This window comes from Desulfosoma sp. (genome assembly GCF_052743555.1).
Map to the genome: position 1 here is coordinate 49,994 of NZ_JBRAHS010000005.1, position 17,236 is coordinate 67,229.

Annotated in this window: 19 protein-coding genes; 2 read left to right on the plus strand and 17 right to left on the minus strand. The window is 56.5% G+C overall.

From position 1 onward, the window contains the following. Positions 1-273 precede the first annotated feature (273 nt). The 12 genes from coaD to ilvB form a co-directional block, all read right to left on the minus strand. On the minus strand, positions 274-798 hold the full coding sequence (coaD, locus tag ACUVSA_RS04400; protein WP_445891068.1) for a pantetheine-phosphate adenylyltransferase: 525 nt from the start codon (positions 796-798) through the stop codon (positions 274-276). Positions 799-947: 149 nt separating this feature from the next. Continuing rightward, positions 948-1,223 carry a hypothetical protein gene (locus ACUVSA_RS04405; protein ID WP_445893929.1) on the minus strand — a complete coding sequence of 92 codons (276 nt, stop codon included), beginning with the start codon at positions 1,221-1,223 and terminating at the stop codon, positions 948-950. Between the two features lie 37 nt (positions 1,224-1,260). Beyond that, entirely contained in the window at positions 1,261-1,509 is a 249-nt protein-coding gene (locus tag ACUVSA_RS04410; RefSeq protein ID WP_445891066.1) for a hypothetical protein, read from the minus strand. Between the two features lie 49 nt (positions 1,510-1,558). After that, positions 1,559-2,128: a 16S rRNA (guanine(966)-N(2))-methyltransferase RsmD gene (rsmD, locus tag ACUVSA_RS04415; protein ID WP_445893930.1), complete on the minus strand. Its 570-nt coding sequence runs from the start codon at positions 2,126-2,128 to the stop codon at positions 1,559-1,561. A gap of 81 nt (positions 2,129-2,209) precedes the next feature. Then, positions 2,210-3,238: an aspartate-semialdehyde dehydrogenase gene (locus ACUVSA_RS04420; protein WP_445891064.1), complete on the minus strand. Its 1,029-nt coding sequence runs from the start codon at positions 3,236-3,238 to the stop codon at positions 2,210-2,212. 78 nt (positions 3,239-3,316) lie between these two features. Continuing rightward, complete coding sequence (locus tag ACUVSA_RS04425) at positions 3,317-3,856, minus strand: 3-isopropylmalate dehydratase small subunit (RefSeq protein WP_445891063.1); 540 nt, start codon at positions 3,854-3,856, stop codon at positions 3,317-3,319. A gap of 100 nt (positions 3,857-3,956) precedes the next feature. Beyond that, entirely contained in the window at positions 3,957-5,219 is a 1,263-nt protein-coding gene (gene leuC / locus ACUVSA_RS04430; RefSeq protein WP_445891062.1) for a 3-isopropylmalate dehydratase large subunit, read from the minus strand. 24 nt (positions 5,220-5,243) lie between these two features. Continuing rightward, on the minus strand, positions 5,244-6,080 hold the full coding sequence (gene pssA, locus ACUVSA_RS04435; RefSeq protein ID WP_445893931.1) for a CDP-diacylglycerol--serine O-phosphatidyltransferase: 837 nt from the start codon (positions 6,078-6,080) through the stop codon (positions 5,244-5,246). After that, on the minus strand, positions 6,065-6,742 hold the full coding sequence (locus ACUVSA_RS04440; RefSeq protein ID WP_445893932.1) for a phosphatidylserine decarboxylase family protein: 678 nt from the start codon (positions 6,740-6,742) through the stop codon (positions 6,065-6,067). The genes pssA and ACUVSA_RS04440 overlap by 16 nt, the downstream gene beginning before the upstream one ends. A gap of 368 nt (positions 6,743-7,110) precedes the next feature. After that, positions 7,111-8,112 (minus strand): ketol-acid reductoisomerase, encoded by a 1,002-nt coding sequence (gene ilvC, locus ACUVSA_RS04445; RefSeq protein WP_445891059.1) that lies wholly within the window; start codon positions 8,110-8,112, stop codon positions 7,111-7,113. 22 nt (positions 8,113-8,134) lie between these two features. After that, a complete protein-coding gene (gene ilvN, locus ACUVSA_RS04450; RefSeq protein WP_445891058.1) occupies positions 8,135-8,641 on the minus strand; it encodes an acetolactate synthase small subunit in 507 nt (168 codons plus the stop codon). Then, entirely contained in the window at positions 8,638-10,356 is a 1,719-nt protein-coding gene (ilvB, locus tag ACUVSA_RS04455) for a biosynthetic-type acetolactate synthase large subunit (RefSeq protein WP_445893933.1), read from the minus strand. The genes ilvN and ilvB overlap by 4 nt, the downstream gene beginning before the upstream one ends. Positions 10,357-10,629: 273 nt before the next feature. Here ilvB and ACUVSA_RS04460 point away from each other — a divergent pair, with 273 nt between their 5' ends. Beyond that, the gene (locus tag ACUVSA_RS04460) at positions 10,630-11,106 is read left to right on the plus strand and encodes an FKBP-type peptidyl-prolyl cis-trans isomerase (RefSeq protein WP_445891056.1); all 477 of its coding nucleotides are present in this window, start codon (positions 10,630-10,632) and stop codon (positions 11,104-11,106) included. Positions 11,107-11,124: 18 nt separating this feature from the next. Next, a complete protein-coding gene (locus tag ACUVSA_RS04465; protein WP_445893934.1) occupies positions 11,125-11,781 on the plus strand; it encodes an HD domain-containing protein in 657 nt (218 codons plus the stop codon). 233 nt (positions 11,782-12,014) lie between these two features. Here the strand turns inward: ACUVSA_RS04465 and ACUVSA_RS04470 are convergent, their stop codons facing one another. The 5 genes from ACUVSA_RS04470 to cbiM all read right to left on the minus strand — a co-directional run bounded on the left by ACUVSA_RS04470 (position 12,015) and on the right by cbiM (position 16,944). After that, positions 12,015-12,407 carry a hypothetical protein gene (locus ACUVSA_RS04470; protein WP_445893935.1) on the minus strand — a complete coding sequence of 131 codons (393 nt, stop codon included), beginning with the start codon at positions 12,405-12,407 and terminating at the stop codon, positions 12,015-12,017. A gap of 9 nt (positions 12,408-12,416) precedes the next feature. Next, the gene (locus tag ACUVSA_RS04475; RefSeq protein ID WP_445893936.1) at positions 12,417-13,184 is read right to left on the minus strand and encodes an ADP-ribosylglycohydrolase family protein; all 768 of its coding nucleotides are present in this window, start codon (positions 13,182-13,184) and stop codon (positions 12,417-12,419) included. A 168-nt stretch (positions 13,185-13,352) separates the two neighbouring features. Then, positions 13,353-15,086 carry an ABC transporter ATP-binding protein gene (locus ACUVSA_RS04480; protein ID WP_445893937.1) on the minus strand — a complete coding sequence of 578 codons (1,734 nt, stop codon included), beginning with the start codon at positions 15,084-15,086 and terminating at the stop codon, positions 13,353-13,355. 314 nt (positions 15,087-15,400) lie between these two features. Beyond that, on the minus strand, positions 15,401-16,330 hold the full coding sequence (gene cbiQ, locus ACUVSA_RS04485) for a cobalt ECF transporter T component CbiQ (protein WP_445893938.1): 930 nt from the start codon (positions 16,328-16,330) through the stop codon (positions 15,401-15,403). Next, positions 16,327-16,944: a cobalt transporter CbiM gene (gene cbiM, locus ACUVSA_RS04490; protein ID WP_445891050.1), complete on the minus strand. Its 618-nt coding sequence runs from the start codon at positions 16,942-16,944 to the stop codon at positions 16,327-16,329. The genes cbiQ and cbiM overlap by 4 nt, the downstream gene beginning before the upstream one ends. Positions 16,945-17,236 lie beyond the last annotated feature (292 nt).

A 17,236-nucleotide genomic window follows, 5' to 3' on the forward strand; every position in this document is an offset into this window, starting at 1 on the left:
ACATCTTGTTTGAGAACACCTTCAGTAGGAGCGGCGCAAGCGGCGATTCCTTATGGCGCCTTGCGCCGCTCCTACTGAATGAAAGGAATAAGGGGCCGAAAAGCCATTCTCGGACAAGCTCCTATGGAGCCTGTCCGACGATGCCGATTCCGGGCCGATGGAGCCTTGCAACTTATTGAAATTGCAAGGGCGCCAATTGTCAAAATTGAGTTTTCGGACAAGCTTCTATGGAGCGTGCGCACAGTCGCGCGCAAAGGCCTGGCCGAAGGTGCTTCAGGACGTCGAGCCTGAAAGCGGTGGTGCCTTGGCGCCGCACAACCTTTCGATGAGCTTTTTTTCCACCACTTCAGGCACCAGGCCCTTGACGTCCCCACCGGAGACCACGACTTCTTTGATGATTCGGGAACTGATGTAAATCCAACGCATGCCGGTCATCAGGTACAAGGTCTCGATGTTGTTGTTCAATTTCCGGTTCATGAGGGCCATCTGAAATTCGTACTCAAAGTCGCTCACCGCCCGCAGCCCTCGCAGAATGGCTCGAGCGCCCACCCGGTCTACATAGTTGACCAGAAGGCCGCTGAAGGTGTCCACGTCGATGCGGTCTCTCAGGGCATGGTCCGTGAGGGATTGGCGGATCATGTCCATGCGTTCTTCCAATGAAAAGAGAGGGTTCTTGGCGGGGTTGCTGGCAATGGCTATGATGACGCGATCGAAGATTTTCAACGCCCGCTCCAGAAGATCCAAATGTCCATTGGTGATGGGATCGAAAGAACCTGGATAGACGGCCAGCTTGTCCATGAACCCTCCTTCCATTTGCGTTAACCATGCCTTGACCTTTTTAAGGTCTCATCCTACGCCCGAAAAGAAAGGAACATAGCGCTATGGTCTCTGAAAGTCAAAGATTGGGGGGGTGTTGTTCTCTTCACTCACTGGGACCACCGTGAGGGTCAAGGAACGCACCCCCGTGATCCGAACCATATCGCCGGGGGGGGCAAGACCGTTTCACTCTGCGCTTTCCATCGTTCCCCCTCGAGTTGAACGACTCCGGAGGTATTGTCCCAGTACAGGACTTGAGCGCGTTTTCCCTGCATGGCTTCTAGGCCGGTCAGCGGCGGTTGGCGGCGCATCTTCCAGCTCCACACCAGAGGGAAAATCACGTGCTCGCACACCTCAAAGGTGAGGAATGCCAGACCGATAACCAGAAGAATGTTTCCACCCTTCATGAGGCACTCGCCGAGCCGTTACCGGGGTTGGGCGGATTCAATCCAGAAACTGATGGCCGACAAACAGCAATCTGAAAATGGCGGCCGCCACGATGGGATGCGTGTGCACGGCACGAACTCTGGGGATCAAGGGTTGTGGAATGAGACGAAATTTGATGACGATGCCCGTCAGGGCAAGAACACTGACCAGCAGCACAGCCCATTCAAGAAGGTTTGTGGATCGGCACCACGAAAGGTTGAAATGGATGAAGCCGTGACGATGTTTGTCCGGAACCCCAAATTTCAAGACACGCCGACACCGTCAATCCCCTGCCCCAACGGCTTGTCCATGGCGCTCAGACATTCTCACTATTTTTTTCCTTGCGCCCGAAAAAGGTCAGGCACACGGTGCCGTAGCGGCGCCGGTCCACAACCTGCCATGGCGGAACGCTTTCCGGCACGTGATCTTTCTCGTGGTGTTCGGCGATGACCAGGGCGCCGGGTGCGGCCACGGAATCCAAAAGGGTCAAGGTTTTGGAAATCCAGCCTTTGCCGTAAGGAGGATCCATGAAGATGAGGTCAAAACGGCGTTCTTGGGCTGCAAGGCGCGATATGGCCGCCGCAACGCTCACTGAGAGCACCTCCGTTTCCGGAAAAGACACAGCGCAGTGTTCGAGGTTGGATTTCAGCGCCGCGAGAGCCTTGCGGTCCTGGTCCACAAATACCGCGCAGGCGGCTCCTCGGCTCAACGCCTCCAGCCCAAGGGCGCCTGTGCCGGCAAAGAGATCAAGGACCCGGCTTTCAAGAACACGCGGACCCAGAATACTGAAAAGAGCTTCCCGCACTCGGTCCGCTGTTGGACGCACCCATAAGGATTTCGGGCAGCTCAGGCTTCTTCCGCGAAAACGTCCCGCAATGATGCGCATGAAAAGTGTTTGGCTTCCATACCCAAAGCCCGTTCCGCACAGGCTCGTTGGCCCGGTGGCACGGTGTTTCAAAGTATGCGCTCAGGGGACACGCAACAGGCCTTCTTTGTGCAGAATTTCTGCGATCTGCACCGCATTGGTGGCCGCCCCTTTACGGATGTTGTCGGCCACAATCCACATGGCCAACCCGTTTTCCACGGAAAGGTCCTTGCGAAGACGTCCCACGAACGTCTCGTCCCGTCCGGCCGCAAGCAGGGGCATGGGGTACTGGTTCTGAAGCGGGTCGTCCACAACCACAACGCCTTGGGCTTTTTCCAGCAGCTCCCTGGCTTCCTGAACACTCAAAGGTCGGTGAGTTTCTAAGGCCACCGACTCGCTATGTCCGTAATAGACCGGCACCCGCACCGTAGTGGCGCACACCTGAATGGACGCGTCTTCAAAGATCTTTCGCGTCTCATTGACCATCTTCGTTTCTTCTTCGGTATATCCCGTGTGCAGAAAGGCACCGATGTGGGGCAGGCAATTAAAGGCAATCTGGTGAGGATAGACGGTTCGGGGCACAGGTCGGCCCTGTAGGAGTGCCTGCACTTGGGCTTCCAGTTCAAAAACCGCTTTTTGGCCCGTTCCGGAAACCGCCTGAAAGGTGGTGACCACGATCCTCTTGATTCGTGCAGCATCCTGAATGGGTTTGAGGGCCACCACCATCTGGATGGTGGAACAGTTCGGATTGGCGATAATGCCAGGATGTTCTCGAAGCGCATGCGGGTTGACTTCTGGGACCACCAGGGGGATGTGCGGCTCCATGCGAAAGGCGCTGGAATTGTCCACGACCACGCAACCCGCCTTGGCCGCTATGGGCGCAAAGCGGCGGCTCACTCCAGCTCCCGCAGAAAACAAGGCCAACTGCACGTCGTCAAAAGATCGCTCATTGAGTTCCTCCACGGCAAGGACCTTGCCTCGAAAAGGCACCTTCTTGCCCACGGACCTGGACGACGCCAAGGCCTTGAGTGAGGCTACGGGGAAATGGCGTTCCTCCAACACTTTGATCATCATGGTTCCCACGGCACCTGTGGCGCCGACCACGGCCACTCGATAACCTTGCTCACTCATCCTAGATTCAGCTCCTTGATGACAACAATTTTGAGGCCCCCAAACCGCTTCCCTTTGAACGTCACCTTTATCCTGCATTCAATTTCGAAATGCCGCCGGATGCCGTTTCTTCACATACGCCATCAACCCTCCAGATCGAAGCAGGTCAATCATGAAGGGCGGCAGCGGTTCCGCACGGTAAATTTTGCCTTGTCGTTCATTGTGGATTTCCCCCGCCTCCAAGCACACCGTCAGGATATCCCCTTCCTGGGCATCGCGCACGGCTTCCGGGCATTCCAAAATGGGGAGTCCCATGTTAAAGGCGTTCCGAAAGAAAATGCGGGCAAAATTAACGGCGATGACACAGGCGACCCCCGCGGCCTTGATGGCGATAGGTGCGTGTTCTCTTGAGGATCCGCAGCCGAAATTTTTGCCCGCCACAAGAATGTCACCGGGCCGGACCTTGGACGGAAACTGAGGGTCCGCGTCTTCCATACAGTGTTTCGCCAATTCCAAGGGATTGGACGTATTGAGATAGCGGGCCGGTATGATGGCGTCCGTGTCCACATCATCGCCGAAGATCCACACGCGCCCTGTCATCTTCGTCGTTTGCCCGCCGCATTGATCGTCATAGGCCATGAATCGCTCCATGCGTTTGAGATTCACCCATTGCTTCAACGACAAGCCCGGCACTCCAACAGGGAACCTTTGCTGTTCAGCGTGCTCGAGACCGACATCCTCATCCGACCTCTTTTGGATGGGCGATGCGGCCGAGAACGGCCGATGCGGCCGCTACCGCCGGGGAACTCAGGTAAACCTCACTTTCCGGATGGCCCATGCGTCCCACAAAGTTTCGGTTCGTGGTGGCCACGGCGCGTTCCCCGGCAGCCAAAATGCCCATGTGCCCCCCTAAGCATGGCCCGCACGTCGGAGTGCTCACGGCCGCTTCCGCCTCAAGGAAGATTTCCATCAGTCCTTCCTTCATGGCGTCTCGATAGATCCGCTGTGTGGCCGGAATAATGAGGCACCGCACGGAGGGATGGACCTTTCGGCCTTTGAGCACCGCGGCGGCTTCCCGAAGGTCTTCAAGACGCCCGTTGGTGCAGCTGCCGATGACCACTTGGTCGATGGCAATGGAAGAGAGCTCGGTTACCGGTTTCACGTTTTCCGGAAGGTGTGGCAGAGCCACCATGGGGTCGATGAAGGACACGTCCCATTCATAGACCACATCGTAGGTCGCGTCCGCATCCGGGGCAAAGAACCTGTAGGGCCTTTGGGCTCGTCCCTGGACATATTCCCTTGTGATATCGTCCGGGGTCATGAGTCCCACCTTGGCTCCCGCTTCGATGGCCATGTTGGCCATGGTCATGCGATGACTCATGGGCAAGCGCTGAATCACCGGCCCCGAAAATTCCATGGCCATGTATCGCGCGCCATCCACTCCGATCTGCCCAATGGTGTAGAGAATGAGGTCTTTACCGCCGACCCAGGGTTTGAGCCGTCCGTGATAGATCAATTTCATACTGGCAGGCACTTTAAACCAGGTGGTGCCGGTGATCATGGCTGCCGCCAGATCCGTACTGCCCACGCCGGTGGCAAAGGCCCCCAGAGCTCCATAAGTGCAGGTGTGGCTATCCGCCCCGATGATCACATCGCCCGGAAGCACCAGTCCCATTTCGGGAAGCAGGGCATGTTCAACGCCCATGCGGCCGACGTCAAAGTAGTGGGCGATGCCGAATTGTTTGGCGAAATCCCGAAGCATTTTCACCTGCATGGCCGAGGCGATGTCTTTGTTGGGCGTAAAATGATCGGGAATCAGGGCGATTCTTTGAGGGTCGAACACTTTTTTCGCTCCGGTGCTGCGAAACGCCTTGATAGCGATGGGCGCCGTGATGTCGTTGCCGAAGCAGAAATCCACGGGCACCTCCAGGAGTTCTCCGGGATGCACTTCCGATCGGTTCGTATGGGCGGCGAGGATTTTTTCCGCCAAGGTCATGGGCATGGGAACATTCCTTCCACTCAAGGTTCAGCAGGCTGGGGATCCGTTTTCTTTCGGAAGTTCGTGCATGGAAGAGCCGTTTTCGGCCGTCCTGGTTTTCTTGACTCTGCGATAAACGTAACGCACCGGCCCCGAGAGGACATAGAGGGAAAAGACGATAAAGAGCATCACGCTGGGTTGAGCCGCCACCACGGTGACCAGGAACACCAGAACGAAAAGCACGGGCAGCGGCCGTTCCTTGATTACTTCCAATTCTTTAAAACTGTCAAAGGGAATGCTGCTCACCATGAGGAAACCGAGTATATAGGTTTCCAGCAAAAAGACGATGTGCACCGGACTGAAGTCCGGGCCCTTGATCTTCAACAGACACAGCACGGTGGTGGCCACCATGCAGGCCGCTCCAGGAATGGGTAAGCCGGTAAAGTATTTCTTACTGCCCGTGCCCGATTGCACATTGAAACGGGCGAGACGCAGCGCGCCGCAGGCCACCAAGAGAAAGCCAGCCAGCCATCCCAGGCGCCCAAAGGGCTTCAGTGCCCACAGATACATCAGGAGCCCCGGGCCCACACCGAAAGCCACCAAATCCGCCAAGGAATCGTATTCCACGCCGAATCGGCTGGTGGCCTTGGTCAGCCGAGCAATTTTTCCGTCCAAAATGTCAAAAACACACGAAACAAGAATCGCGATGGCGGCCCTGTCATAATGGCCGTTGATGGCGCTGACGATGCCGTAAAAACCTGCAAACAGATTCCCCGTGGTGAAAAGGTTGGGCACCACATACGTCACGGGCCCCGCTTGCCCATGTTCGGACCATCGGCGTTTCTTTTTCCGTTTGGCATAAAACCGGTTTACGGGATTCGACATAGTATCGTCTCCCCGGCGAAGACTTTTTGACCCTTGCGGACCAAGACCTCGCCTGTTGAGGGAATATAAAGGTCCAGTCGAGAGCCGAACCGAATCATCCCGAAGCGTTCTCCTCGATGCACTGTATCTTCCACTTGGGGCCAGCACACGATGCGTCGGGCGATCAGACCAGCCACCTGAGTGACCACCACCGAAGATCCCGACGCCGTTTCAATGCGGATCCAGTTTTGCTCATTTTCCATGCTTGCCTTTGCCTTGTCCGCCGCCAGGAATCTTCCTTTTTGGTAGTAGATGTCCACGATGCGGCCCGAAACGGGAACCCGATTGACATGCACGTCAAACACATTCATAAAAATGCTGATCTTCCAACAGGGCTGTCCTGTAAAACGCGGTTCCGTGGTCTTCTCCACCACGATGATGCGGCCGTCCGCGGGGGACACCACATCCCCAGGTCCCGCATGGCACCATCGCACTGGGTCTCGAAAAAAATGCACCATGAGCACCGTCACCGCGGCCAGAAGGAGGGTGGCCACAGTCCAGCCAAGCAGTGCGAAGGTGAAGGTGACAAAAATGCCGGTCAGCACATAGGGGAGGCCTTCCGGAATGAACGGAATGTGGTCCCTTAAGTGTCGAAAATCCCTGTGGTGTTGTGAATCGTTCATCCCCTTTTTCCGTCAAGGCTATATGGGCTTCGCGCAGCGCTTTTCATCGCTCCTCTGGACCTCTCGCCTTTCATTGCAGGAACCGCGTTCCCATGGCATTGATGAAAGCCGCGCACGCCGCAAGACGCTACCACGCTTGCGGCGTCGCACCCAGAAGAATGGAACTTGCACAGAATAGGCACGCTGAAAGCACCTGGGAGCCTTTCTGAGAATGGCTTTTGGGGGCTGCCTTGATCGCATTTTGTAGGAGCGCCGCACAGCGCGATCAGGTGTTGTGGCTTGCGCCGCCCCTACACAAAGTGTTGTCGGACTGGCTCCTGGAAGTCGGCCCCGAAGGGGAAGCCCCAAAGGCATTCTCGCAGATGTGCCTAAGCAAATTCCTTGGCGTCCAAAAACGGCATCATGGCCCGCAGTTTCTTGCCCACCTGTTCCACCAGGTGCGCCCGTTCTCTGCGGCGCATGGCGCGAAACATGGGAGTGCCCGCCTGGTTTTCGAGAATCCATTCCCGGGCAAAGGCTCCCGTTTGAATTTCCTGAAGAATCTTTTTCATTTCCCGGCGCGTTTCTTCCGTAATGATGCGCTTGCCGCGCGTGTAATCGCCGTATTCCGCCGTATCGCTGATGGAATAACGCATGTACGACAAGCCCCCCTGATAGATGAGGTCCACAATGAGCTTGAGCTCATGCATGCATTCAAAGAAGGCGATTTCCGGTTGATAGCCCGCTTCCACGAGGGTCTCAAAGCCTGCCTTGATGAGCTCGGAAACCCCGCCGCACAGCACTGTCTGTTCCCCAAAGAGGTCCGTTTCCGTCTCTTCCTGAAAGGTGGTTTCCATGACGCCGGCCCGCGTGGCTCCGATGCCTCGAGCATAGGCCAGGGCTGTCTGAAGGGCCTGGCCGCTGGCATCTTGATGAATCGCTACCAAAGCCGGCACGCCGGCTCCGCGCACGTATTCACTGCGCACCAAGTGCCCAGGCCCCTTGGGAGCCACCATCACCACGTCCACGTCTTTGGGAGGCACGATTTGTCCGAAGTGGATGTTGAACCCGTGAGAGAACAGAAGGGTCTTGCCGCGGGTCATAAAGGGAGCAATGTCTTCTCGGTACAACCCGGCTTGAATGTGATCCGGGACCAGCATTTGAATGACGTCGGCCTTTTGGGCCGCTTCGCGGGCGCTCACCGGTTGAAATCCGTCCTCCACCGCCTTTTCGTAATTGGCCGACCCCGGCCGCTGCCCGACAATGACCTGCATACCGCTGTCGCGAAGGTTTTGCGCCTGGGCGTGACCCTGGCTGCCATAACCGATGACGGCCACCGTTTTCCCCTGAAGATATCGTGCATCAGCATCCGCTTCGTAAAAAATCCGCATGAAAGTCCCTCCTGGCCAAAGGTCAATGTTTTTTTGCACGCGCAAGGGCCGCCTTGCCTGTTCGAGCCACTTCCACAATGCCGATTTGCCCTAAAAGTTCCATGATCGCCTGAATTTTGCCGTCATCCCCTGTGACCTCAATGGTGTAAAAATGTGGACTCACATCCACCACCTTGGCTCGAAAAATATCCACAATGCGAAGAACTTCGGCACGCGTGTGCTGTTCGGCGCGCACCTTGATCAAGGCCATTTCCCGTTCCACGAATTCCGTGTCGCGAAAATCGTACACCTTGATCACATTGATGAGCTTATTGAGCTGTTTGACGATTTGTTCCAAAATGTGCTGGTCGCCCGTGGTCACCAGGGTGATGCGGGACAGGCCCGGCTCGCTGGTCTCCGCCACCGTCAAGGATTCAATGTTGAACCCTCGGCCGCTGAAAAGCCCCGCCACCCGCGACAGGACGCCAGGTTGGTTTTCCACCAGCACGCCAATGGTATGCCTTAAGCCGTTTTGTCGTGTCATGCTCATACCAGTAACATCTCCGAAATTTCTTTGCCTGCCGGCACCATGGGATAGACACCCTCTTCCGGATTGACCCAAAAGTCAATCATCACAGGCCGTTTTGTGGAAAAAGCCTCCCTTAAGACCGGTTCTACCTCTTCGGGCCTGGTCGCCCGAAGCCCCACAGCGCCATAAGCTTCGGCCAGTTTCACGAAATCCGGTGAGGCATCCAGGCAGGTGGCGCAGTAGTTCTTGTTGTAAAACAGTTCCTGCCATTGACGGACCATGCCCAAAAAGCGGTTGTTTAAAATGGCCACCTTGACAGGCAGTTCGTGGCACACGGCCGTCATCATTTCCTGAATGTTCATTTGAATACTACCGTCCCCGGCCACATCGATGACCAACCGATCGGGAAAGGCCGTCTGAGCGCCGATGGCCGCGGGAAGCCCGTAGCCCATGGTGCCCAAGCCGCCTGAGGTGAGGAGTGTGCGGGGTTTGGAGAAATGAAAATACTGGGCCGTCCACATTTGGTTCTGGCCCACTTCCGTGGTGATGATGGCGTCTTCGGTAGCCAGTTCGAAAATCTTTTCCACAACGTACTGGGGCTTGATGCCTTCACCTTCCTGCTTGTACGCCAGAGGATACGTTTCCCCCCATTGGCGGATCTGGTCAAGCCATGGCGCTCGGAGCTCCTCCAGGTTTGCAATGGGCTCCTTTTCCACCAGCTCATTGAGGCGCTGCAGGGCTTTCTTGCAATCGCCCACAATAGGAATGTCCACAAGCACGTTTTTGCTGATGCTGGTGGGATCCACATCAATGTGAATGATCTTGGCTTTTGGGGCAAAACCGGAAATCTTTCCCGTCACGCGATCGTCAAAACGGGCGCCGATGGCAAAAAGCACATCGCAGTTCTGTACGGCCATATTGGCGCGAAACGTTCCATGCATGCCCAACATGCCCAGCCATAGCGGATGGAGAACTCTTTCTCCTTTGTCGTTCTTGATGACCGCGGGAAAGCCTCCAAGGCCCATGAGGGTCGTGGTGACGGGAGCCCGCAGCATTTCTGCCAAGCGCAGCAATTCCTTATGAGCGCTGGAAATGATCACACCGCCTCCGGCGTAAAGCACCGGCCGTTTGGCTGTCTTGAGCAATTCCCAGGCCCTGAGGATCTGGCCCTGATGCGGGTCCACGGTGGGCCGATACCCTCGAAGATGGACTGCCTTGGGATAACGGAATTCCGTGGAGGCTTGAATGACATCCTTGGGTAAGTCCACCAAAACAGGTCCCGGGCGACCGGTACGCGCCAGGTAAAAGGCTTCTCGAATAATGCGGCCTAGATCGTTCACATCCTTGACCAGATAGTTATGCTTGGTGCAGGGGCGCGTGATGCCCACAATGTCCACTTCCTGAAAGGCATCGTTGCCGATGAGCGGCGTGGGGACCTGACCGGTAAAGATCACCATGGGCACCGAATCCATGTAAGCCGTGGCAATGCCTGTCACCGTATTTGTGGCGCCGGGTCCGGACGTCACCAGGCAGACCCCCACTTTGCCCGTGGCCCGCGCATAGCCGTCAGCCATGTGAGCCGCTCCCTGTTCGTGGCGCACCAAAATGTGGCGAATGGGATGATTGGACATCTCATGATAAATGTCTAAAATCGCCCCGCCCGGAAAGCCGAAAATGACCTCCACGCCTTCCTTTTTCAAACACTCGAAAAAAATTTGCGCTCCTGTCAGTTTCATGGGCTTCCTCGAAAAACCTCGAGCGCTCCACGGCGCACCCATCGCGCCGGGATGCCCTCGCAGAGGGTTTGATGGTAGCTAACTCCTTTTGTTCTTTTACCTTTCCCTGCGGGTAACGGGCTAATTTAGAGAAATCGTTTTCGGCTGTCAACGACCGTGCATTGACAAAAGGTCATGAGTGTAGGAAGTTCAGCCTGCACACGAGACGGCGCTGGAAAAAGCCAGGTTCCGTGGCATTCTCACCTGTGGCCGGCAAATCATGAGGATGAGATCGTGAAAGTTCAACCCCACTGTTCGGTGAGACTTTACTACACCATGGAGGCAGCGGACGATGCCCCCTTTCCCTATCCAACGGGCCCTTTTCGCATGGAATGCCTTATCGGGCATGGTGTGCTTCATCCGTGCCTGGAAGAGGCTCTTTTGGGCAAAGAGGAAGGGGAAACAGTAGAGGTGCTGCTGCCGCCGGGGGCTTTTGTTGCGGATTCCAGGCTGGAGAGCTTTGTTCCCTTGCCTGTGGAACGCATTGCCGAGGACGGCCCGCATGAGGAAGGCGCGATTCGGCACGTCATGGACGCTCAGCGTCGGCTGCAACCCTTTCGTGTCGTCAAGCAGAATGGCGGCCTTGTGTGGGCGGATTTCCGTCACCCCCTTGCCGACCGTTCTTTTCGATTCCGAATCCGTGTGGAAAAGGTTCGGTGGGCTACTTTGGAGGAAATCAAGAACGCGGCCCGCCATGGTGCTGTGCATTGAGGTATTGAAAACATGCTCATGGATTCTCAAAAGGACCCTCAGCCCTTCGTCGAAACCTCTGAAAATGTGCTCGCTGCCTTAGAGGATCTCCGTGCCGTGGCCCATTTTTTTTTCGAAATGGGCATGCTCAAGCGCACCGCCCGTTCCGGCTTTCAATTTTTGGGCTCAGGCAAAGAATCCGTCGCCGACCATAGTTTTCGCGTGGCAATCATCGGCTTTGCTTTGGCCCGCCTCAGCGGTCACGCAGATCCTTATCGGGTCGTCTGTCTGTGCTTGTTTCACGACATGCCGGAAGCGCGCACCGGCGATATGAACTACGTGAACAAACAATACGTCACCGTTCATGAAGACAAGGCCGTGCGGGATCTTACCGGGCGCCTTCCATTTGGTGCGGAACTGCGCTCGTTCATGGAAGAATACCGACAAGGCCAAACGGAAGCCGCGCTCTTGGCACACGACGCGGACCAACTGGACCTTCTGCTGGAACTCAAACAACAGCAGGACCTCGGCAACGCCTATGCCACCCAGTGGATTCGCTATGCCATAGAACGTTTGCAAACCACTGTGGGACGCGAAGCGGCGCGGGTCATTGTGGAAACCGATTCGGCGGCCTGGTGGTTTAATGGGCATGAAGACTGGTGGGCTCCAAAGCATCGGCCAAACGAAAACCCTTGAGACCTCCTGAGCGGTTTTTCGGCGCAAACAGTCTTAAAAATACTGTCACCCTAAACAAATAGAGCCGTGAGACCAGGTATGTGTTTGAAGGAAAGCGGCCGCGAAAAATCATTATCCGACAGGCTTTATAGAAGCTGGTTTGAAAATGGCGCTTCTCACCGACTGTGGCCGTGTCATCAGCTGAAGTTCGTGAGCAGCAAACCGCGGAAAATGAGTTCTTCATGAGCCGGGTCTCAGGTGTTTTTCTTTTTCGATTTGCGATCCAGGAGCGAAACCACCTTGGGGGTTGCTCCCTTTGCAGGGCCTTGACGCTCCGGGACACCTTCCTTCTCGTCCTGTGAAGGTGCTTCTTCTTCGGGGACCGCCATGTTCTCGGCGGGCGCTTCCACCTTCACCAGGCGCATGGGATGTCCCCCCATGGTGAACTCTTCGCCGTTAATGTAGGCTTCTCGAAGAATCCACGTCACGGTGATCAACGGCACTTGAAGAACCAACATTTTGACTTGCCACCAGTCCGGTTTGGGATCCGGGGCTATGTTTTCAATACGAGCAAAAAACGCGGGTTTTCCTTCAATGTGCACCAACACCACGTCGTTTTCCCGCGTCATGGATCTACTCCATTCCATGGTTTTCATTCATCGAGGCGGAGCTTGTTGTCTTCGGGACAGCTCGATCTGTTCCACACATGCGCGGATTTTCGGCCCCGCCAGAAGCTTTTCAATCCATTCTGTGGGAATCGCCTGGAACCCGAGATAGGCTCCCAGCACCATGCCCACCAAAAGGCCTCGACCAGCGGAATCCCCGCCCACCATCACGTTCTGAATCAATCCTTCGCGAAGATCGTTAGCGTATCTGGCGATACAGTGCACCACGGAAGGGAAAGCTCCATCTACCGCGCAGCTTTGTCCAAAATCCAGGACGGCGGCCTCCGTTTCCATGGGCGCGCTTTCCAGGCCGTGCCGCACCCATGATGCAAAAGCCTCCGGCAGGGAGAGCTTTTGCAGGGCGCTTTCCAAAGCATTCTCCGGGTGCTTTCCCAAAAGTACCTCTTGGGTGACCACCGTCCAGTAGGCCGCCGCCTCCACCACGGTAGCGTTGTTGTGGGTCATGGCTGTTTGGGCGCGCGCGGCAGCAACACAGCTTTTGGGATCACTCCACAAGGCATAGATGACCGGTGCAATGCGAGCGGCTCCGGCAAGGTCCGTGGAGGACGACCCCGACGCCTCCGGGCCATATCCTTCAGCGAAGCGCTGCAAGGTCGCCTTGGTGGCCTTGTCCACATAGCCTGTGTAGTTCCTGAAGAGGTTTTGCCATCGGCGTGCAAAATCCTGAAGGTCAAAACGCCCGTGGCACGCGGCCACCGATTCCAAAAGGACCAGCATCTGGTCGCCGTAGTGGGTCAAGTCTCCCGCCGATTTTCCGGTGTGGTAGGAATCGGATCCCGGTCACGTATTGTTCCAGGCGCTTGAAACGTTTCCGAAGCACTTTCGGATCGTAGATCCAGTGCGCCCCGAGAGCCAGGGCATCGGCGGCGAAAGCCGCTCACAGCATGCCTTGTCGTTTGTCGTCCATCAAGCATCCTTTCGTCCACGATCGCGGCGCTCGTTTTCCCGCATGGCCAAGAGCTGTTGACAGCACCGATTGTGATACGTCACGTCTAATCCATAACGCGACTGCAGCCCATCGTCCATCAGGAAGTGTTCCGTTGACAGGTCCTGCACCAAGGAGCCGTCGTGAAGGAGCACAACCCGGTCGGTGAGGGACGAGACGAAGCAGATGTCGTGACTGATGAGGATCAAGGTTGTTAAAAGTTCGTCCAGGATACCAAGAAGCCGTTCTTCACTTTCCGGGTCCAGGTTGGCTGTGGGTTCATCCAAAATGAGCACCCGGGGTTCCATGGCCAGCACGCTGGCAAGGGACAGTCTTTTGCGTTCCCCTCCACTGAGGTGATGCGGCACTCGATGTTCCAGACCTTGCAAACCGACCCGTTCCAGAGCCGATCGAACCCGACGCCCCAATTCCGGTTCCTTTACACCCAGATATTTCAGCCCGAAAGCCACTTCGTCCCAGACGCAGGAGGAAACCATTTGGTCCATGGAGTCTTGAAAAACAATGCCCACCGAACGCCACAGCTGCTTTCTCAAGCGATGGTCCACGCATCGGCCCTGAAAAAGATATCGGCCGATTCCGGCGCGAATCCCCACGAGCACCGACGCCAGGGTGGATTTTCCCGCCCCGTTTTCTCCAAGAAGCGCGATGTGCTCACCCTCATGCACGGCCAATGAAATCCTTCGAAGTCCCCAGGTGCCATCGGGATAGCGGTACGAGTAATCGTGGAGCTCGAGAAGCGGGGTGTTGCCGGCGCGAGCGCCCGTAGGCCTGGCATTGGGGTGCTGCCCGGATTGCCTGAAGTCAGCTCGTGAAGTCCCAGTCAGCTGGTCATCCCCTTCTTCTTTCTCCGCGCCCCTCATTGAAGCTTTGTGGTGATTGTCCGTGGAATAGCCTTGCGGAGAAGCACTTCGGTGCACATCGCGGCAGCACCGAAAGCGGAAACTGAAATCGAGACCGTGTGCCTTGAGGGAGGCGCGGTGTGCAATGAGCTCGCCAAAATCCATGTCGTGATGCAGGCTTCCACGGTGCAGCACCACTGCTCGGTCACACAATCCGTAAAGGAACATGAGGTCGTGGCTGATACAGATGAGTGTTCCCGTAAAGCGATGCAGAGCTTCCAAAAGCTTTTCCGTGTTCTTGGCATCCAAGTTCGCCGTGGGTTCGTCGAGAATGAGCACCGAGGGTTCGCAGGCCAGAATCGCGGCAAGAGCCGCCCGTTTGCGCTGGCCATAGCTCAAATGGTGTGGCGCTTTTTCCGCATAGGCGCTTAAACCGGTGAGGGCCAACATTTCGGAAACGATGGTCTGGGCGCGGTCCGTGGGCACACCATCATTGAGTGGCCCAAAGGCCACATCGTCCGCCAATCGCGTGCAAAAGAGGTGATCATCAGGGTCTTGAAAGAGTAAACTCACGCGGCGCCGAAGATCAGCAAGATCCTCTTTCACCACAGGGCGGCCTTCGAACCATACATGCCCTCGCGTGGGGCTGATGAGGCCGCAGAGCATTCTGGCCAGTGTGGTTTTACCCGATCCATTCTGGCCGACGAGGGCGATTTTTTCCCCGGCGCTGATGTGCAGCGAAATGTCGCGCAAAGCGTCCTGGCCGTTCGGATAAGTGTACGAAACGTTTTCAAGCTGAAAAAGGACCGGCGCCGCAAGGGGCTTTGCGGGAACCGGTGCTGCTTGCCAATGCATGTGTAGCCCTCAACGAGTGCCTGGTAGAAGTTTCAGAAGAAAGCCATGAGGCTGTCCGAGAATGCTTTTTTAAGGTTCCATAGGCTTGCACGTCCAACAAGTGGAGGGAGCGCGTCCTCCTGTTTCGATCCTTGGCGGATCACCGCAAGATTCAACTTCCGAAAGCTTGGGGACCAAAAATGCTAATCCGAGCACAAGCAGTCTCGGGCAGCATTTTCTCCCGGGATCCTCGGGTTCGTGCGTGGCTGGTTCTTCAAGAAGCGACCTTGAGGCAGCTCAGGTTGCGTCCGCACGTCCCTCTCCCGAATAGGCTTCTACCTAGGCCAATGGTCGGCCGCAAGCATGCCCAGACATGCAGCAGCCCATGCCGATCCCCATGCCCAATCCGCGCGGGTGAGCGCAAATTGCACCGAGGATGGAAACACACCGCGGTATCCGCGACACAACATGGCTTCATAGACCCTCTGGGTGCGTTCCATGCTGCGAACAAACAGCATGCCCACAAAACAGCCCAGGTCGCGTAAGGTTTCCCGCCCCGTGCGACTGCGGAACCCTCGAACCGTCATGCCGACCCACATGCGCTGCATTTCATGTCGAAACACGAAAACGTACCGGTACATCAAAAGAAGCATTTGGCACAAGACCACAGGAACACCCAGCCTGTGAACGGCGGCCATGGTTACCGCAAAAGACGATGTCCTTAGCATGGGTTCCATGATGAAAGCCACGATCACAGCCTTTGCCGCAATGCGGGCGGCTAGTTCCAAACCTCGAAGATTCACGGCGCCCAAGGGGACGCCCTCCACGATAAGTCGTATATCGCCCTCGTGAAAGGGAACCGTCAAGGGCATGATCACGAGAAGCATAAGCACAAAACCGGTGACAGCCCCAAGGCGTTGCGCGGTCCAGCGCAAAGAAGTGCGCGCCGCCAGCACGGACGCTACCGCGATAGCCAAGGCGATGGAGATGCTGATCCATCGACGCAAGGAGACCGTGATGAAGGCGAAAAGGAGCAGCGAAAGAATCTTCACCCGCGGATCCCAGCGATGAAAAAGGGACCGACACGTTTCATCGACGTCCAGCTCTGGCAAAGGAGCGTCCATTGCCGATGCCGGCGAATCCTGCGGCCACGGTGCTCTTTGATCGCGCGCCACACGCACGGAGAGCCATAAAAGCAACAGGATGGCGACCATTCCGCCAAACGCCGCCGCCAGCCACTCCCAGCGAAGGACCACCGTGTTCACGCACCCCTCCGCTCCATGGGCGCCCACAGCAGCTCCGGCTTAACCCTTTGAAGAAAACCCACCACAAAGGCCGAGATCACCCCTTCGACTCCAATCACCGGGATGTGGGCCACCACGGCAATCTTGGCCACACCGAAGAAATCTTCACCTCCTGTCGCTAATAAGGCGGCAAGGATCACCGCTGCGAAAGCCACCGCCCCTGAGGAAGCCAAAGCGGCCACCACGGCTGCTCCGCGTCCCTGACGGGCTGGGACACAGTGATACAACAAGGCGGCAAACCAGGCGGGAAGGCCCATCATGAGGCCATTGGCCCCCAGGGCGGTGAGTCCTCCGAATTGAAACAGCAACGACTGAAGAGCCAACCCCAAGAAAATGGACAAGAAAGCGCTCCAGCCCGTGAGTATTCCCACAAGGCCGGGAAGCAAAAGATGCACACTGGTGGGGCCAAGGGGCACATGGATGAGGGAGGCCACAAAGAAAGCCGAGGTCATCACGGCGATCTTAGGCAGTTCTTCTGCATTGGTTTTCTTAAGACTCACCGCAAGGCACAATCCTGAAGCCACAAAGGATCCTACGGCTACGGCCGTGGGAAGCACACCGTCGGAAAGATGCATGATGCACGCCTTTTCTTTTTATCAAGCTTTATGTTCACACACGCCCTGGAAGCGCGCTTGAACACGCCTCTTTCGGGGGGACCACCATTTCATTGTGTTCGAACGATGTAAGGCGTCGTCATGTTGCCCGCCTTGCACCGCTCCTTTGGTCTGCATCGCCACGCTGCTTGCAGCTCGTCTGAGAAGGCTCCTTTCAGCCAAATTTGGCTTCGTCACGTTTTCAAACTGTTCGTGCCTATAAGTTCTCCAGCGTCCAGCTCGCCGCTTGTCCGAAAACGCTGTTCGAAGGTTT

Coding starts and splice junctions, on each gene's coding strand:
- pssA (WP_445893931.1), bottom strand. CDS start 6,080: ATGTCGAATCCCGTAAACCGGTTTTATGCCAAACGGAAAAAGAAACGC.
- ACUVSA_RS04425 (WP_445891063.1), bottom strand. CDS start 3,856: ATGGCCTATGACGATCAATGCGGCGGGCAAACGACGAAGATGACAGGG.
- cbiM (WP_445891050.1), bottom strand. CDS start 16,944: ATGCATCTTTCCGACGGTGTGCTTCCCACGGCCGTAGCCGTAGGATCC.
- ACUVSA_RS04480 (WP_445893937.1), bottom strand. CDS start 15,086: ATGCATTGGCAAGCAGCACCGGTTCCCGCAAAGCCCCTTGCGGCGCCG.
- ACUVSA_RS04405 (WP_445893929.1), bottom strand. CDS start 1,223: ATGAAGGGTGGAAACATTCTTCTGGTTATCGGTCTGGCATTCCTCACC.
- leuC (WP_445891062.1), bottom strand. CDS start 5,219: ATGCCCATGACCTTGGCGGAAAAAATCCTCGCCGCCCATACGAACCGA.
- rsmD (WP_445893930.1), bottom strand. CDS start 2,128: ATGCGCATCATTGCGGGACGTTTTCGCGGAAGAAGCCTGAGCTGCCCG.
- ACUVSA_RS04440 (WP_445893932.1), bottom strand. CDS start 6,742: ATGAACGATTCACAACACCACAGGGATTTTCGACACTTAAGGGACCAC.
- ilvB (WP_445893933.1), bottom strand. CDS start 10,356: ATGAAACTGACAGGAGCGCAAATTTTTTTCGAGTGTTTGAAAAAGGAA.
- ACUVSA_RS04465 (WP_445893934.1), top strand. CDS start 11,125: ATGGATTCTCAAAAGGACCCTCAGCCCTTCGTCGAAACCTCTGAAAAT.
- ACUVSA_RS04420 (WP_445891064.1), bottom strand. CDS start 3,238: ATGAGTGAGCAAGGTTATCGAGTGGCCGTGGTCGGCGCCACAGGTGCC.
- coaD (WP_445891068.1), bottom strand. CDS start 798: ATGGACAAGCTGGCCGTCTATCCAGGTTCTTTCGATCCCATCACCAAT.
- ACUVSA_RS04470 (WP_445893935.1), bottom strand. CDS start 12,407: ATGGAATGGAGTAGATCCATGACGCGGGAAAACGACGTGGTGTTGGTG.
- ilvN (WP_445891058.1), bottom strand. CDS start 8,641: ATGAGCATGACACGACAAAACGGCTTAAGGCATACCATTGGCGTGCTG.
- ilvC (WP_445891059.1), bottom strand. CDS start 8,112: ATGCGGATTTTTTACGAAGCGGATGCTGATGCACGATATCTTCAGGGG.